This window comes from uncultured Psychroserpens sp. (assembly GCF_947500255.1).
Taxonomy (GTDB): Bacteria; Bacteroidota; Bacteroidia; order Flavobacteriales; family Flavobacteriaceae; genus Psychroserpens.
In genome coordinates this window covers 102,982-118,504 of record NZ_CANMRL010000003.1, presented here as the reverse complement: position 1 = coordinate 118,504, position 15,523 = coordinate 102,982, and the positions used below count along the sequence as shown (strand labels likewise).

Sequence of the window (15,523 nt, the reverse complement as noted above, 5' to 3'; positions counted from 1 at the left end):
GCTTTTTTGTTTTTTATAGGTTTTTCTCAAACTTGCTTAATAAATGATTAGTTTGTTGGTTCAGTTTTTTTCTAAAAAAACCAGTTCCGCCTAATAGTAACCCTTTAAATCCCATAGCTTGTTTGGCCCATCTATGTAAGTTAAATTGATCGGTATGTTTAATAATTTTATCGTCTTTAAATTCAAAAGTTGCCGAAATAATATTGTGAACTTTACGTCCTGTTTTGCTAAAATTATAAAAGGCTTCCCACTTGGCGTTACCTTTTCCGTTATCAGAATTAATATTAGAAAACGTAACTCTAAATTCCTTTCCTTGTTGTGAGGCACAAAGCATACGCCACATATTGCCTGCATGTTCACCTTTTAAAACACCAAATGCTGGGTCTTCAAAAATAATATCGTCATGATAGCATGACACCATGGTTTCAGAATCTAACTCGTTAAAGGCTTTATAAAATTTTTCTATAAGTGCGTCCATGTTTTAAATTTAGTGATTATTATGTATAAAACCCAAACTCATTGAGATGGGTATATATAAAAATTAGAGTAAGGAATTTATAAAAAGAAAAGACCATCTGTACAATTAAGCAAATGGTCTCTTATAGTTTAGGCTATATTAGCTTAATACATGCTCTTAACCTTTTTAAGCTTCTCTTGCCAAACCGAAAGCCCTTGTTTATGTTTTTCAATATTTTTAATCACATCTTTTACCAAAGGATTCGTTTCATCTACATTTGAGAAAAACTGCATATTATTTTCCAGTTGATTAATTTCTCCTTTTATTTCTGAAATTCTCTTTCTAATAAAATTCTGTTCATTATCGAGTAATCGTGTATCGTTTGGCTGTGCAAGATTTTCTAATTTATTTTCAAATTTGATCATTTCCAGCTTTGCCTTGTCCATATCTAGCTTACCAAATAATCCGTCCAATGTTTTATTAAATTTTCCATCTATATAACGTTTGTTAGACGGTACGTGTCCGATAGCTTTCCAAGCCGCAATTTTTTCCTTAATCGTTTGTATATCTTTCTCAGGTTTACCAGATAATTCAAGAGTCTTAAGCTCTTCTAGCATTGCCGATTTTTGTTCATAAGCAACCATTAATTCCTTATTAGCTTCATTACGTTCAGCATTTAGTCTATCAAAATAAGAATTACAAGCGGCTTTAAACTCTTTCCATATTTTGTCACTATCACGTCTCGGTACATGTCCAATTTTTTTCCAGTCGCTCTGTATTTTTTTCATTAGAGGTGTCGTGGCTGAAAAATCTTCATTGTCCTTATTATCTAGTGCAATTTGAATTAAAGCTTTCTTTTTTTCTAGATTCTCGTATTGATCTTTTTTAAGGTTCTTATAGAAGGCATTTTTATTTCTATTAAATGTTCTAACAGCGCCTTTAAATTTTGACCAAGTGGCTTCATTCATTTTTTGAGGCACTCTACCTGCATTAAAAAAGTTTTCTCTTAACGCTTCAATAGCTTTTATTTTCTTCTGCCAAGCTTGATGAGAATTAGTTGTATCTGCAGCAACTTCTTCAATTTTTGAAATAATATCTTCTTTGCGTTCCAGATTTTTTTCTCTTGCTTTATCTAAATCGGCATAATAAACTTGACGTTTGTCATGAATAGTTTTAGTTGCGTTACTAAAACGTTCCCATATCTCATCGCGATGTTCTCTTGCTACAGGACCTAAATCTTCTTTCCATAATTTATGAAGGACTTGCAATTCTCTAAATGAGCGGTTGATATTATCATCTTTTGCTAATTCTTCAGCACGTTCAATAATTTTAGTTTTTTGCTCGAGATTGTGCTTAAAGTCCATATCACGTAAATCCCGATTGAGGTGCAATACGTCATAAAAAATCTCAACATGATGGTGGTAAGAGTTCCAGGCATTATTATATCGATCTCTAGGAATAGGTCCGGCATTACGCCATTGTTCCTGAAGGTCTTTGAAATGCTTATAGGTTGTATTAATATTTTCCTCGGCGTTTACTAGGCCTTTAATTTCCTCAATAATAGCAAGTCGTCTTTCAAGATTTGCCTTTAAATTGTTTTCACGCTCTTTATAGTAAGCAGTTAAACTATTTCTATACGTTTTAAATGCATTATTAAAACGCTTTTTTACAGGAGAGGAGTAGTAGAAATCAATTTCATTTCCACCTTCGTTGATAAACTCTTCTTTTTTCTCATCAAGCAATGCATCAAATTTAGAATTGAATTCTGATTTAATCTCATCAACTTGGGTTTTTATATTTTGAATTTTATGGTTATCTATAAGATGTTCAAACTCTATAGTGAGCTGTTCCATAGACATTGAATGGTAGTCTTTAGATTCTAGCTCATGGCGTTCAGCATTTTCTTCATCTTCAGCATCTTCAGCATTGGCCTCTTCAATTTCCTCTACATGTGCATCAGCTTTAATCGTATCCTCGGCAACAACTTCGGTCGTTTCTTTTGAAGCTTCACTAGTTGATTCTTCACTAGTTTCTGAAGGTGTTTCGATTTCTCCAACTTCTGCTTTAGTAGCATCTTCAGTAGATTCTTTAGGTGCTTCTTTTGGGTCTTCGAAAATAGGCAGCTCTGAAGGTTGCTGTTTTTCAGGTGTTTGAGGTACTTCAGTAGTTTTTAATTCAGTTTTTCCATCTGCTTCTTGCAGGTTATCATTCTCAGACATTTTTCAATGTTTTACGTATTAGAAGGCTAATATACAACCAAGCGACTGATTTACAAAAAGAAGTCTGTTAATGATATTCTTTTTAGAAGGTAGATTTCCATATTTTCCATGCTTTTTCAGCTTGAAAAACTAACATTTGATATCCATTAACTGTACGTGCTCCTTGAAGCTTACCCGTTTTTAAAAACTTGGTTTCATCAGGATTGTAAATTAGATCGTAGAGTAGGTGTTTAGCGGTAATCCCATCATATGGAATATCTGGACATGAGTTTACATTAGGATGTGTTCCAATTGGTGTGCAATTAATAATAATTGTGTAGTTTTTTATCGTATCTAAATCTAAATTGTCATAGGTGAATTTAACACCTTCTTTTTTTGATCGAGATACATAATCATACTTAATATTTAATTTTTTGAAAGTGTATGCTATAGCTTTCGAAGCACCTCCAGTACCAAGTATTAGTGCTTTTTTATGATGTGATTTAAGAAAAGGTTTTATAGATTTTTTAAAACCGTAACAATCTGTATTGTAGCCTTTTAGTTTTCCTTTGGAGTTTATGGTGATGGTATTGACCGCTCCTATTTTTTTTGCTTTTTTATCTAGAGCATCTAAATAAGGAATAACCTCTTCTTTGTAAGGAATGGTTACGTTGAGTCCTTTGATATTAGGATTGTGTTTTAATAATTGTGGTAATTCGGAGATATGCTCTAAGTCAAAATTCTCATACGTAAAAGCCAATTGAAGGGCTTCAAATTTCTGAGAAAAATACTCTTGGGAAAATGAGTATGAGATATGCCGTCCTAACAATCCTAATCTAGACATACGCTTTATTTGTACGTTGGCCGTACCATTCTAGAGCGAGCACGACTAAAATTCCTAAAATAATATAACCAATGGCAAAATAGGTTTCTGTATTAAAATCTGGTAAGAAGCGTTCATAATTTGAAATAATCTTTCCTCCATTAGAATCTAATAAGAAACTACCATCTTCTTGTGTTTTGAATATGGTTTTTTTCCATGGCCATACCACACCTAATGACCCTACTATAAAACCAATAATAGATGCCGTAGTAATGCTTTTATAGTGTTTTAGTACATAACTCAATAGATGAGAAAAAGTGACTAAACCTGTTACAGATCCTAAGGTAAACATACCTAATACTTTGAGTAACCTCACACGCATTGCATTTTCAACAAAACTAAAATCGCCTGTAATTAACTCGGCAAAGGTATCGTAAAGCGCATTCACAGAGTCTACAAGCAATAAGACATAATTTCCTAATATAATAAGAATGAATGAACCAGAAAATCCGGGAAGTGTCATTCCAGATACACTTATAATTCCACAGAAAAAGACAAAAATTAAATTGTCATTTTCTTTTGCGGGATCTAAAAAGCTAATGGCGATTCCAAGAGCAATGCCAATAATAAGCGAAAGAATACTTTTATAATTCCAATCTTTAAAATCCTTATTGATATAGTATATAGAGCCTACGATCATTCCGAAGAATAAACTCCAGACATACAATTCATAATTTTGTAGGAAATAGTCTAGGATCTTAGAAACACTGAAATAGCTAACGATCATTCCAAAGAACAGTAGGCCTAAGAATTTTCCATTGATATAGCGATAAAAGCTATTAAATCGACCATTAAATAACAATTTGAAGGCTGTTTTATTTACACGTTGTAGCGAATAAATAAATTCTTCATAAAAGCCAGCAACAAAGGCTACAACACCACCAGAAACACCAGGAACTTTATTCGCAGCTCCCATGCCTAATCCTTTAATGACTAGGAAAATCTTATCTTTTAGCGTTCTAGTGCTTTCCATTAAACAGTTGACTTTTTATGTCCTAAACTTTCAAGAATTAGAATGGTGGCAAATCCCAATATAACTAAAACTAACGCAAGAACAATTTGGTTGTCTCCTATATAAGAGGTAGGTAAAATGCTTTTATCTAACACAGTAACCTCTAGGCCTTCAGAATTAATACGTGTTTTAAGAACTTCTTTCCAAGGCCATATTTTATTTAGAGAACCAACCATAAATCCAGTGAGGATAGCCAAAGTCAGGTTTTTTTTGTGCTTAAACATCCAGTTGAGCAACTTCGAAAACACTTTCAGTCCAACAATAGCTCCAATGCCTAGTAAAAAGAATTTTAGCAAAGCATCTTTTAGTAGATCGAAATTTCCAGTAGACAATCCTTCTAAAAGATTGTTAACTGTATTTATTGCAGTTTCATAAGCGCCAAGAATAAGTAATATAAACGCACCAGAAACTCCTGGTAAGATCATGGCTATTATTGCTATAAAGCCACAAAACAACAAGTATATTGAACTATCAGGTGATGCAAAAGGTTCGGCTAGTGTAATAAAATACGAAAGTATTGATGTTATAATAATGGCTATAACGACCTGTAGAGACCATGTTTTTATTTGTTTTGCTATGTACAATATACTTGCCAGAACAAGTCCAAAGAAAAATGACCACAATAGTATGGGTTCATTGTGTAACAAATACTTGATGAGTTTTGCCAATGATAAAATACTAATGGCGATTCCAGAAAATAAGGCGAGTAGAAATGTTCCGTTTATAGAATTCCAAGCAGTCTTAAATCCTTGTTGTTTCCAAGTTTTGAAAACACTCAAGTTGATATTGTCTATACTTTCAATAAGTTCTTCATAAATACCAGAAATAAAAGCTATGGTACCACCAGAAACTCCAGGAACAACATCTGCTGCTCCCATTGCAATGCCTTTAAATGTAATAAGAAAGTAATCTTTGAATTGTCTTTGCATGTTGTTTTTAATCGCTAGGGTAAAGGTATGAAATAGCTATGAGTAATTTCAGACAAAAACTAAAATGATTTGGGTTGTTCTAACGGAAATAAGACTTTTTATTTCTTGGCGTTGGCAATCATTTCAACTACCGAAGGCCTGTGCATAACATTAGGAAATAATTCTTCTAAGACGAACTCGTACTCATGATTGAGTAGTAGTGCATTTTTGAGATGATAATGTCCTTTACTGTTTTGATTAAGTGTAAAATTTAATCCAGCTAGCCTAAATTCGAGCTCAGCAGTCTCTGGATAGAACTCAGCAGCTTGAATTAAATTAATAATAGACGCTTCATATTCACCCAGAGCAATAAGGATATCTGCCCTAGACAACCATGTTTGTAGTTCGTAATTACCTAGATCTAATGTCTTTTTATAACCACGTTCGGCTTCTTCAAGAAAATTAAGACGCTGATTTATTTGAGCGTATAACTTCCAATACACCACATTTTCACCATCTATATTTATGGCTTTATTGATGTAAAACAATGCTTTTTGATAATTCTGTTTCTTATTATAAAATTTAGTTATCGCGATCCACCCTTTATCAAGTAGTGGATCTTCATGAACTGTTTTATAAAAATACTGCACTGCAAGATCATCATTTCCAAGCTTTTCATAACAATATCCAATTCGTAGCAAAGCAAATGAAGTTGGCTCGTCTAACGCCAAAGTGATTTTATAATTATCGATAGCTTCATGGTATAATTTTTTCTTTTCTAAGACTTTCCCCTTTTCTAAATACGCACCAACAAAACTATCATCTGAAATAATAGCAAAATCAAAAGCAGCTAATGCCTTGTCATAATCTTTGATTGTGAAATACTGTCGTCCTAGTTGGTGCCAAGCCACTTCACAATATGGGTTTTTATCTAAATAGGAATTTAAAAATACAATGGCATCTTCATTTTCATCTAAAAAATCGTAGCAATAAATAATATTATATAATGCTGAGTAATCCTCTAGATCTAATTCCAAACATTTTTTGAAATATGTTCTTGCATTATGAAACTGGTCCAAAAACAAATACTCCATACCAATTAATGCGTATAGGTCACTAGTACCTTCATCACCTTGAGACAAGTCTAGTGCAATTAATAAGGTTTGAACTGCTTTTTCGTGTTCGTCTTGCTTTGAAAGCACATTGGCTTTTTGAATATAGATTTCTTCATTAGAAGGTTCTAAAATATGAAGTTCATCAAGTAACTTGTCTGCTTCATCAAACTTGTTCTCTAAGACATAAAGTTCTGTTTGAAATAATTTTAGATTTATGGAAGAGGGATGTTGTTCTAGGCCTAATTTTACAGCTTTTTTTGCTAAAGCTATTTTACCTGTTTCAAGGTAATGATGTATAATGTTTTCAAATTCTCCAGAATCAAAGAACAAAACATTATTAGTCTTGAGCATAGATTCAAATCGATTAAGCGAAATATTGTTGTTGTCTTGAGGTAGACCAAACTCCATAAGCAAATAGCATTGTTTGTTAAATAAAAGTACTCTTATCAGTTAAAAATTTTAACATCTAGGTTTAATGTTTTCAACAAAATAGTTAACAGGTAGAGTAGTAGTTAAGATTAGTTGATTTTAGGTTCTAAAAATCAAATACTTAATACAATAATGAAGTAGCATAAATTATGCCGAAATAGAATCTAAAACTTGAGTTATGATCTTACATCCTTTAATAATTTCAGCTTTTGAAATGGTTAAAGGTGGTGTAATTCGGATGGCGCATGGCTCAAAAAGTAGCCAAAATAGGATTAATCCTTCGTCTTGACACTTCAAAATCACTTCATTTGTGACATCTGCAGATGGTGTCATAGCAGCTAGCATTAATCCTTGTCCGCGTATTTCTGTAATTAATTCATGTTGCAAATGTTCACGAATTAATTGCTCTTTTTCCAAAGTTTCTTTTATGAGATTACTCTCTGTAATCTCTTTCACTGTGGCTAGCGCTGCAGCTGCTATCACTGGATGACCGCCAAATGTGGTAATATGACCAAGTTTAGGAGCATCTTGTAATGTATTCATAAATGTTGTCGAAGATGTAAATGCACCAATAGGCATACCTCCTCCTAAGCCTTTTCCAGTAACTAATATATCTGGTACACAGTTGTAATGTTCAAATCCGAAAAGTTTTCCTGTACGTCCAAACCCAGGTTGTATTTCATCTAATATTAATAAAGCACCAACATCATCACAGCGTTTGCGAACTTTTTCTAAATAATTATTCAAAGGAAGAATAAAGCCTGCACCACCTTGAATCGTTTCTAAAATGACAGCAGCCGTTTTATGAGTAATTTTTGATAATTCTTCTTCATTATTAAATTGAATGAAACGTACATCAGGAACCAATGGTCTGAACACACGTTTTCGTTCTTCGAAGCCCATCACGCTCATAGAGCCCATAGTATTTCCATGATAGGCATGATGTGCAGCTACAATTTCACTGTGTCCAGTAACACGTTTTGCTAATTTGAGTGCACCTTCAATAGCTTCTGTACCAGAATTGGTTAAATAGGTTTTTTCTAACTTCTTCGGAAGGTGTGCTGCCAATAATTTTGCGAGTTCAACAGCAGGTTCTTGAATATACTCACCATAAACCATCACGTGTAGATAACTATCTAATTGTGTTTTTATGGCTTCAACTACTTTAGGATGCTTATGACCTAAACTACAAGCAGAAACACCAGCAACAAAATCTAAATATGCCTTTTGGTTAGTATCATAAATATAAGAGCCTTCGGCATGTGATATGGTCATGGCCAAAGGGTGAGGAGTTGTTTGCGCTTGATATTTGAAGAAATCTTCTTTCATCAATTATCTTTCTTTGCTTTAGAATATACAGGTAACTTGCTTTTTAAGGGTTTAGACTGTTTTTTGAGTCTGTCCTTTTTGGGAATCTGCCTATTAGCTTTATTTTCTTTGCTCTTGTCTTTTTTCTTTGCTGTATCTACACGTTTCATAAGAGCATCATCAAAAAACTCTTCATCTTCAACATAAGGTTCTAATCCTTTAATTACTGGTAAAACCAAGGGAGGGTCATCACTAAATAAATCTTCAACGCTTTTGGGTTGTTCATCACCTCTCCAATCAAAACCTCTAAATTTTCGAGCATTCTCTGGAAACTGTGATTCTGGATATATGTCACCATCTACTTGATTTAGCAAGGTGATAATCTTATAAGGTCCGTCAAATTGAAGATTAATACTTCCAGATTTCGATTTATTAATACCAATTAAGGTGTCTTTGTCGTCTCGAGTATAAAAAATAATTTCTGCATTCTTTATAATATCAACATTATAGAGCTCATTATCCTTAAACAATCCTATTAATTTCTGACCTTTTATTTGATTGAAGCCATCACCAAGTGTATCCTTGCTTATCAAAAAGGCATTATCGAAGACTTTAAGAGAATCGAGTTCTTCTTTTTCAACATCTGAAATTAAATGAATAGAATCACCCGTCATTTGATTTCCAAGATTCCAGAGTATAGGTCTTCGTTTTGCAGAAAAGTCATCACCAGTAGAATAGCGTTTTAAATTCATTAATTGTGTCAATCCAGTTTTGTGATCGGCATGAATGGAATCTGCTTTTCCACTCATATCACTTTTATACATTTTAGCGTTGTAATACGCTCTTGTGATGCGATGTTCAGGTTTTCCAGTCACCATTAGGGTGTCGGCATGTATATATATTGAATCTTGTTCTTGAACCGTTATGGCTAGTGCGCGTTTGGTTATAAAAACAGAATCTTTGGCTCTAAAGACTTCAGCATAATGCCCTTTAACAATGCTCTTATTAATGGTATCTGTAACCGTAATATTATTTGTTGCAGACGCAAAACTGTTAGTCCTATCAAAATATAAACTATCACCTTCGACTCTTCGATTGTCATAGTCGATCTTCGAATTCTTTATAAAATAACCAACATCGTTATTGGTATCGTAAAACCCACGTTCAGAATACACTTTACTCGTTTCTCCAACAATTGTTGATGGTCCATACATATAAGCGTGTCCAGTTTCCGAATAAAAATCTAGCTGATTTGTATTTAGTGTATATTCTGGATTGACAAGGACTACATCTTTATAAAAGCGATATTTACTTTCATTCAAATAGTAGCGACCGATCTGACTCGTAATAGTGCCCGAAGAGTCCCTAACAACCTTACCCATACTCTTGTAATAAGCTTGTTGCTTCGTTCTATCAAAATATAAGGTATCTGTTGTAAGTGTCGATTGTGGTTCTGTTAACACAACATCACCAGCAGCAAAGGCAAGTTGTGTGATGCCACTATACTCTACATATTTTGAAGTCATATTAATGGTGTCACCTTGTTTGATAACGACATTGCTAAAAGCTTCAATAAAGTCTTCATTTTGATAATAAATGGCTTTGTCACACCACATATCAACACCTTCGTGTACAATATGAATTTGACCTTGATCACTACGTACAAATGTTGTAACGTTAGGACCAGAAAGTGAATCTCTAACCGTAAAGCCAGAGTATTCTATAAAAATTTTCTTTGATTCTTGAGAATAAGAATATGCTGTTGCTAAACAACCTGCTAGTATAAGTATGTATCTGAATATTAGATTCAAGTCAATGTGATTTGCTCCAAAAATAACTATAATCTCTTCGGAATAGTATGCCTTAACAGATTTTTAATACCTAGCGATTGATGGTCTGTGTACGATCTGGACCAACAGACACTATAGTGATAGGAATCTCTAATTCTTTTTCTAAAAATGCGATGTATTCGTTTAATTCCGATGGGAATTCTGACACGTTTCTCATTTTGGTTAGATCTTCTTTCCAACCTTTAAAATCTGTATAGATTGGTGTCACGTTCTCTTGTTCGATATTAAATGGTAAGTGTGTGATTGTTTCGCCTTTATATTTGTAGGCTGTACATACTTTTAAAGTTTTAAAACCTGATAGTACATCACCTTTCATCATACTCAATTGCGTAACACCATTTACTTGACAAGCATATTTAAGAGCAACCAAATCTAACCATCCACAGCGTCTAGGTCGACCAGTTACGGCACCAAACTCATGACCAATACGTGCCATTTCGGCTCCAGTTTCATCAAATAATTCGGTAGGAAATGGACCAGATCCAACACGAGTAGTATAAGCTTTAAAAATTCCGAATACTTCACCAATCCTATTTGGTGCAACTCCTAGACCAGTACAGGCTCCAGATGCTGTTGTATTTGATGATGTCACAAACGGATAGGTTCCGAAGTCGATATCGAGTAATGATCCTTGAGCACCTTCAGCTAAGATTGGTTTTCCTGCTTTTAATGCTTGGTTTAAATACTCTTCGCTATCTATAAATTGTAATTCTTTTAGGCGTTCAACTGCAGAAAAGAATTCATCTTCCATTTCTTTTAAATCATATTGGATGTCTACATTATAAAATCCAATCATTGCTTCATGTTTATTGGCTAGAGCACGATACTTATCTTTCCAATTGTCTAATTCAAGATCGCCAATTCTAATTCCGTTTCGACCTGTTTTATCCATATAAGTTGGTCCAATACCTTTGAGAGTAGAACCAATTTTAGCTTTTCCTTTAGACGTTTCAGAAGCTGCATCTAATAAACGATGTGTTGGTAAAATAACATGAGCTTTTCTTGAAATTATCAATTTTGACTTATAATCTAAATCAAACTTATCTAAGCCATCTAATTCCTGCACAAAAACAACAGGGTCTATTACAACACCATTTCCTATCACGTTGGTAGAATCATCATGAAAAATCCCAGAGGGAATTGTTCTTAGAACATGTTTGATGCCATCAAATTCCAACGTGTGTCCAGCATTTGGCCCACCTTGAAAACGAGCAATAATATTGTATTTGGAGGTGAGTACATCAACAATTTTTCCTTTGCCTTCGTCGCCCCATTGTAATCCTAGTAGTAAATCTACTGCCATTGTGTAATTAGTTAGTTGGTTTGTTTTTTGTTCCGTAAAAGTAGAGAGAGTGATTAGAGATAGAAATATCAAAAACCTCTTCGATTGTTTTTTTAATTGATTGAATTCGAGGATCACAGAACTCGATGACTTCGCCAGTATCTGTCATAATCACATGATCGTGTTGTTTATCGAAATATGATTTTTCATAGTGGGCTTGGTTTTGACCAAACTGATGCTTTCTTACCAAAGCACATTCCATTAATATTTCAATAGTATTGTAAAGTGTAGCACGACTCACACGATAGTTTTTATTTTTCATTTTAATATATAAAGACTCAATATCAAAATGTTCTTCACTATCATAAATTTCTTGAAGAATAGCGTAGCGCTCAGGTGTTTTTCTGTGGCCTTTTTCTTCTAAGAACTTTGTAAAAACGTTTTTTACAATCTCTTGGTTAGTCTGTTCTGTATTTTCACTCATAATCAAGGCACAAATTTACACATTTTTTAGACTCTAGTCACCTTATCTATTCCATTAATTTTTTTAAGATTATCTATCAGTTTTTTTAGCATGTTAATATTATTCACTACAACATTAATCTTACCGCTAAACACGCCATCATCTGTCTCAAAACTGATGCTTTTCATGTTCACGTGCATGTTAGAAGAAATAACCTCAGTAATGTTATTAACCAAACCTAAATTATCAATGCCAGAAAGTTTTATTTGCGTTGCAAATTCTTGCTGAGTAGAATCGATCCACTTGGCTTGCATTATACGATATGCATAATTGGATTGCATGCTAAGTGCATTCGGACAATTTTTTTTATGAACTTTTATACCATCATTTATGGTTAGAAATCCAAATACTGGATCACCAGGAATAGGATTACAACATGTGGATAGTTTATAATCTAATTTTTCTTCCTCTTTGCCAAATACCAGTTGATCGTATTTTGAGGTAATCTCATCTTTATCAATATCTGGAGCAGCGGTAGGTTTACGAATTCTATTTTTAATATAACTCATAAACATATTGCTGCGTGAAGATGCATAATCTTTAAGCATGCTATTATCTATAGTGCCAATACCAACTCTATAAAATAAATCTAAGCTCGTTTTGAGTTTGAAATGGTTTACCATTTCATTCACCGATTTTTCATCAAGTAGAATTTTAAGCTGTTTAAGCTTTCGTCTTAAAATTTCTTTTCCTTCTTCGGCGACATCTTTTTTCTCTGCTTTGAGCGATGATTTAATTTTACTTCTTGCTCTTGCAGTAGTTGCATAGTCTAGCCAGTTACGGTTTGGTTTTATGTTTTCGGCTGTTAGAATTTCGACTTGATCACCACTATTGAGTTCATGACTCAAAGGGACCAGTTTTCCGTTAACTTTTGCACCTTTAGTTTTCATGCCAACTTCGGTATGAATACTAAATGCAAAATCGATAGGAGTAGCACCTTTTGGTAATGATTTTAATTGACCTTTAGGTGAGAATACGAATATTTCTTTTGAATACAGATTAAGTTTAAACTGTTCAACAAAATCGACGGCATTAGTTTCGTTGCTTTCTAGAGCCTCTTGTAGCTTATCAATCCATGTATCTAGGGCGTCCTCGGCATTACCTTGCTTATACTTATAGTGAGCAGCATAGCCTTTTTCGGCAATTTCATTCATACGTTCACTTCGAATTTGAACTTCAACCCATCTACTTTTTGGACCCATTACAGTTATGTGAAGAGCTTCATAACCTGTAGATTTTGGTGACGAAATCCAATCGCGTAATCGTGTTGGATTAGGTCTAAAATGATCTGTTACTATAGAATAAATTTTCCAGGCTAGGAATTTTTCATTTTTAAAATCGGATTTATAGATAATCCTTACGGCAAACTTATCATAGACTTCTTCAAAATTAACTCCTTGTTTAACGATCTTTTTTCTGATGGAGTAAATAGACTTTGGTCGCCCTTTAATTTCGTAGTTAAGACCTTCTTTATCTAATGAATCCACTATGACTTTAGAAAAATCTTTAATATAACTATCCTGTTCTGCTTTACTATCTTGTATTTTTTCTAAAAGATCATTGTATACTTCAGGCTCGGTGTATTTGAGTCCGAGATCTTCAAGTTCTGTTTTTATGTTATAGAGTCCAATTCTATGAGCAAGAGGAGCATAGATGTATAAGGTTTCCGAAGCAATTTTCTCTTGTTTATCCTTACGCATGGAATCCATGGTTTGCATATTGTGAAGACGATCGGCTATTTTAATAATGATTACACGAACATCATCATTAAGCGTTAGTAACATCTTCCGGAAATTTTCAGCTTGGGTAGATACATCGGCATCTTTACTAAGTGAAGAAATCTTGGTCAACCCATCGACAATGCGTGCCACAGTTTCACCAAAAAGGCGTTCGATATCATCTTTTGTGTAATCTGGGTTATCTTCAACAACATCATGAAGTAGGGCAGCAGCAATACTTGTCGCATCTAATCCAATCTCACTTGCAACAATCTTCGCCACAGCAATAGGGTGAAAGATATAGGCTTCGCCTGATTTTCTTCGTTGTCCGTTATGCGCATCTACTGCAACCTCAAAGGCCTCTCTTATTAGTTTTTTATCCTCTTTGGAGAGGGTTTGATAACTTACTTTTAGGAGCTCTTTGTAGGCTTTGGCAATCTCTGCATTTTCTTTTTCAATCTCTACTTCAGTCATAGAACTAAAGTATGAATAAGAAATGTAATGTGCAACGGGTTTTTGGTTTATTATAAGTAAACTAACTCTTACCAATTAAATAGTCTGGCAGGAAATTTTGAACGGTCTTGAGTTGTGCTTTTACCTTTTACATTTTCTTCAAATTCTTAACACGCTGTAATAATGTAGGATGTGAATAGTGTGCAAATACATACGAAGGATGTGGCGTTAAATTACTCAAACTATTTTTGGAGAGTTTTTTTAGAGAGGTCACTAATGGTTCAGCTTTATAAGTATCTTTTGCATAATCATCGGCCTGATATTCAAATTTACGCGAGAGGTGATTCATTACTAAACTTGTTAATTCTGAAATAGGCGAGTAGAGGAGTCCGAAAGCAATTAAACCAACATGAAAACTATGCGTTTCAACACCAAGTGCATTTGATAGTAAAGGATTAGATATAAAAATAGAGAGGATAAAAAAGGTGAGTCCAGTTAAAGCGATGGACGCTATCAGATTATATATAATATGCTTTCGTTTGTAATGACCAACTTCGTGAGCTAGTACCGCAACAATTTCCTCTTCATTAAGTTCTTTAACTAAGGTGTCATAAAGTGTCACACGTTTTTCACTACCAAACCCTGAAAAATAAGCATTGGCTTTGGTACTACGTTTGGAACCATCAATAATAAATATCTTATCCAAATTAAAGCCTACAGATTTAGCATATTCTGAAATTTTATCTCGTAAACTTCCATCATCCAAAGGTGTTTGCTTATTAAATAAAGGAACAATAAGTTTGGAGTAAAACATATTCATAAAAACGGTGAATACGGTCACAATTCCCCAAGCATATAACCAAAATAAATCTTGTGTTTGTTGATAAAACCAAATAATTAGAGTTAAAATACCACCTCCAATAATAGCCGTCATTAACAACCCTTTGATCTTATCAAGTATAAATGTTTTTTTTGTGGTTTTATTAAAACCGAATTGTTCTTCAATAACAAAAGTTTTATAATAACTAAAAGGTGTAGATATAATATCGCTTCCGAGCATAATGATTCCGAAGAAAATCAGTGCTACAATAATTGGATGCTCGCTAAAACTTCTAGCAATAGTATCAACATATTCAAAGCCATCGAACCATAAAAACCCAAGAGTTAAAGTCAAAGAAAAAAGTGAACTCCATATACCGAATTTATAATTGGTCTTTTTATAAGCCTGAGATTTTTTGTATTCAGCTTCATCATAGACATCACTTAATTCATCTGGCACTGGATCGTTGTAATGTTTTGCATTTAGCGCATCTAAATATTTATCAATAATAAAGTTGATGATAATAATTGAAATAATAGTATAGAAAAGAGTATCTGTTGTCATATG

At 33.7% G+C, this 15,523-nt stretch carries 12 protein-coding genes; all 12 read right to left on the bottom strand.

The genetic code is table 11. The annotated features are described in order from the left end of the window. Positions 1 to 13 precede the first annotated feature (13 nt). The 12 genes from Q0783_RS09950 to Q0783_RS09895 all read right to left on the bottom strand — a co-directional run bounded on the left by Q0783_RS09950 (position 14) and on the right by Q0783_RS09895 (position 15,520). The gene (locus Q0783_RS09950) at positions 14 to 478 is read right to left on the bottom strand and encodes a nuclear transport factor 2 family protein (RefSeq protein WP_298894781.1); all 465 of its coding nucleotides are present in this window, start codon (positions 476 to 478) and stop codon (positions 14 to 16) included. Positions 479 to 621: 143 nt separating this feature from the next. After that, positions 622 to 2,676, bottom strand: coding sequence for a DUF349 domain-containing protein (locus Q0783_RS09945; RefSeq protein WP_298894779.1), 2,055 nt, complete (start codon positions 2,674 to 2,676; stop codon positions 622 to 624). Between the two features lie 82 nt (positions 2,677 to 2,758). After that, entirely contained in the window at positions 2,759 to 3,499 is a 741-nt protein-coding gene (locus tag Q0783_RS09940; RefSeq protein WP_298894777.1) for a shikimate dehydrogenase, read from the bottom strand. Further along, a complete protein-coding gene (locus Q0783_RS09935; protein WP_298894775.1) occupies positions 3,492 to 4,511 on the bottom strand; it encodes a DUF368 domain-containing protein in 1,020 nt (339 codons plus the stop codon). The genes Q0783_RS09940 and Q0783_RS09935 overlap by 8 nt, the downstream gene beginning before the upstream one ends. Further along, positions 4,511 to 5,479, bottom strand: coding sequence for a DUF368 domain-containing protein (locus Q0783_RS09930; protein ID WP_298894773.1), 969 nt, complete (start codon positions 5,477 to 5,479; stop codon positions 4,511 to 4,513). The genes Q0783_RS09935 and Q0783_RS09930 overlap by 1 nt, the downstream gene beginning before the upstream one ends. A gap of 98 nt (positions 5,480 to 5,577) precedes the next feature. Then, positions 5,578 to 6,981: a tetratricopeptide repeat protein gene (locus Q0783_RS09925; protein WP_298894771.1), complete on the bottom strand. Its 1,404-nt coding sequence runs from the start codon at positions 6,979 to 6,981 to the stop codon at positions 5,578 to 5,580. Positions 6,982 to 7,149: 168 nt separating this feature from the next. Further along, complete coding sequence (locus Q0783_RS09920) at positions 7,150 to 8,331, bottom strand: aspartate aminotransferase family protein (protein WP_298894769.1); 1,182 nt, start codon at positions 8,329 to 8,331, stop codon at positions 7,150 to 7,152. Continuing rightward, a complete protein-coding gene (locus Q0783_RS09915; protein WP_298894767.1) occupies positions 8,331 to 10,121 on the bottom strand; it encodes an OstA-like protein in 1,791 nt (596 codons plus the stop codon). The genes Q0783_RS09920 and Q0783_RS09915 overlap by 1 nt, the downstream gene beginning before the upstream one ends. A gap of 70 nt (positions 10,122 to 10,191) precedes the next feature. Then, positions 10,192 to 11,463 (bottom strand): adenylosuccinate synthase, encoded by a 1,272-nt coding sequence (locus tag Q0783_RS09910; protein ID WP_298894765.1) that lies wholly within the window; start codon positions 11,461 to 11,463, stop codon positions 10,192 to 10,194. Positions 11,464 to 11,470: 7 nt separating this feature from the next. Further along, on the bottom strand, positions 11,471 to 11,926 hold the full coding sequence (locus Q0783_RS09905) for a transcriptional repressor (protein ID WP_230935057.1): 456 nt from the start codon (positions 11,924 to 11,926) through the stop codon (positions 11,471 to 11,473). A 26-nt stretch (positions 11,927 to 11,952) separates the two neighbouring features. Continuing rightward, complete coding sequence (locus Q0783_RS09900; protein WP_230935058.1) at positions 11,953 to 14,157, bottom strand: RelA/SpoT family protein; 2,205 nt, start codon at positions 14,155 to 14,157, stop codon at positions 11,953 to 11,955. A gap of 127 nt (positions 14,158 to 14,284) precedes the next feature. Continuing rightward, complete coding sequence (locus Q0783_RS09895; protein WP_298894763.1) at positions 14,285 to 15,520, bottom strand: M48 family metallopeptidase; 1,236 nt, start codon at positions 15,518 to 15,520, stop codon at positions 14,285 to 14,287. Between the last annotated feature and the right edge of the window lie 3 nt (positions 15,521 to 15,523).

Excerpts from the sequence above, each read along its gene's own strand:
- Q0783_RS09950 (WP_298894781.1), bottom strand. The coding sequence starts at position 478 with ATGGACGCACTTATAGAAAAATTTTATAAAGCCTTTAACGAGTTAGAT.
- Q0783_RS09945 (WP_298894779.1), bottom strand. The coding sequence starts at position 2,676 with ATGTCTGAGAATGATAACCTGCAAGAAGCAGATGGAAAAACTGAATTA.
- Q0783_RS09940 (WP_298894777.1), bottom strand. The coding sequence starts at position 3,499 with ATGTCTAGATTAGGATTGTTAGGACGGCATATCTCATACTCATTTTCC.
- Q0783_RS09935 (WP_298894775.1), bottom strand. The coding sequence starts at position 4,511 with ATGGAAAGCACTAGAACGCTAAAAGATAAGATTTTCCTAGTCATTAAA.
- Q0783_RS09930 (WP_298894773.1), bottom strand. The coding sequence starts at position 5,479 with ATGCAAAGACAATTCAAAGATTACTTTCTTATTACATTTAAAGGCATT.
- Q0783_RS09925 (WP_298894771.1), bottom strand. The coding sequence starts at position 6,981 with ATGGAGTTTGGTCTACCTCAAGACAACAACAATATTTCGCTTAATCGA.
- Q0783_RS09920 (WP_298894769.1), bottom strand. The coding sequence starts at position 8,331 with ATGAAAGAAGATTTCTTCAAATATCAAGCGCAAACAACTCCTCACCCT.
- Q0783_RS09910 (WP_298894765.1), bottom strand. The coding sequence starts at position 11,463 with ATGGCAGTAGATTTACTACTAGGATTACAATGGGGCGACGAAGGCAAA.
- Q0783_RS09905 (WP_230935057.1), bottom strand. The coding sequence starts at position 11,926 with ATGAGTGAAAATACAGAACAGACTAACCAAGAGATTGTAAAAAACGTT.
- Q0783_RS09900 (WP_230935058.1), bottom strand. The coding sequence starts at position 14,157 with ATGACTGAAGTAGAGATTGAAAAAGAAAATGCAGAGATTGCCAAAGCC.
- Q0783_RS09895 (WP_298894763.1), bottom strand. The coding sequence starts at position 15,520 with ATGACAACAGATACTCTTTTCTATACTATTATTTCAATTATTATCATC.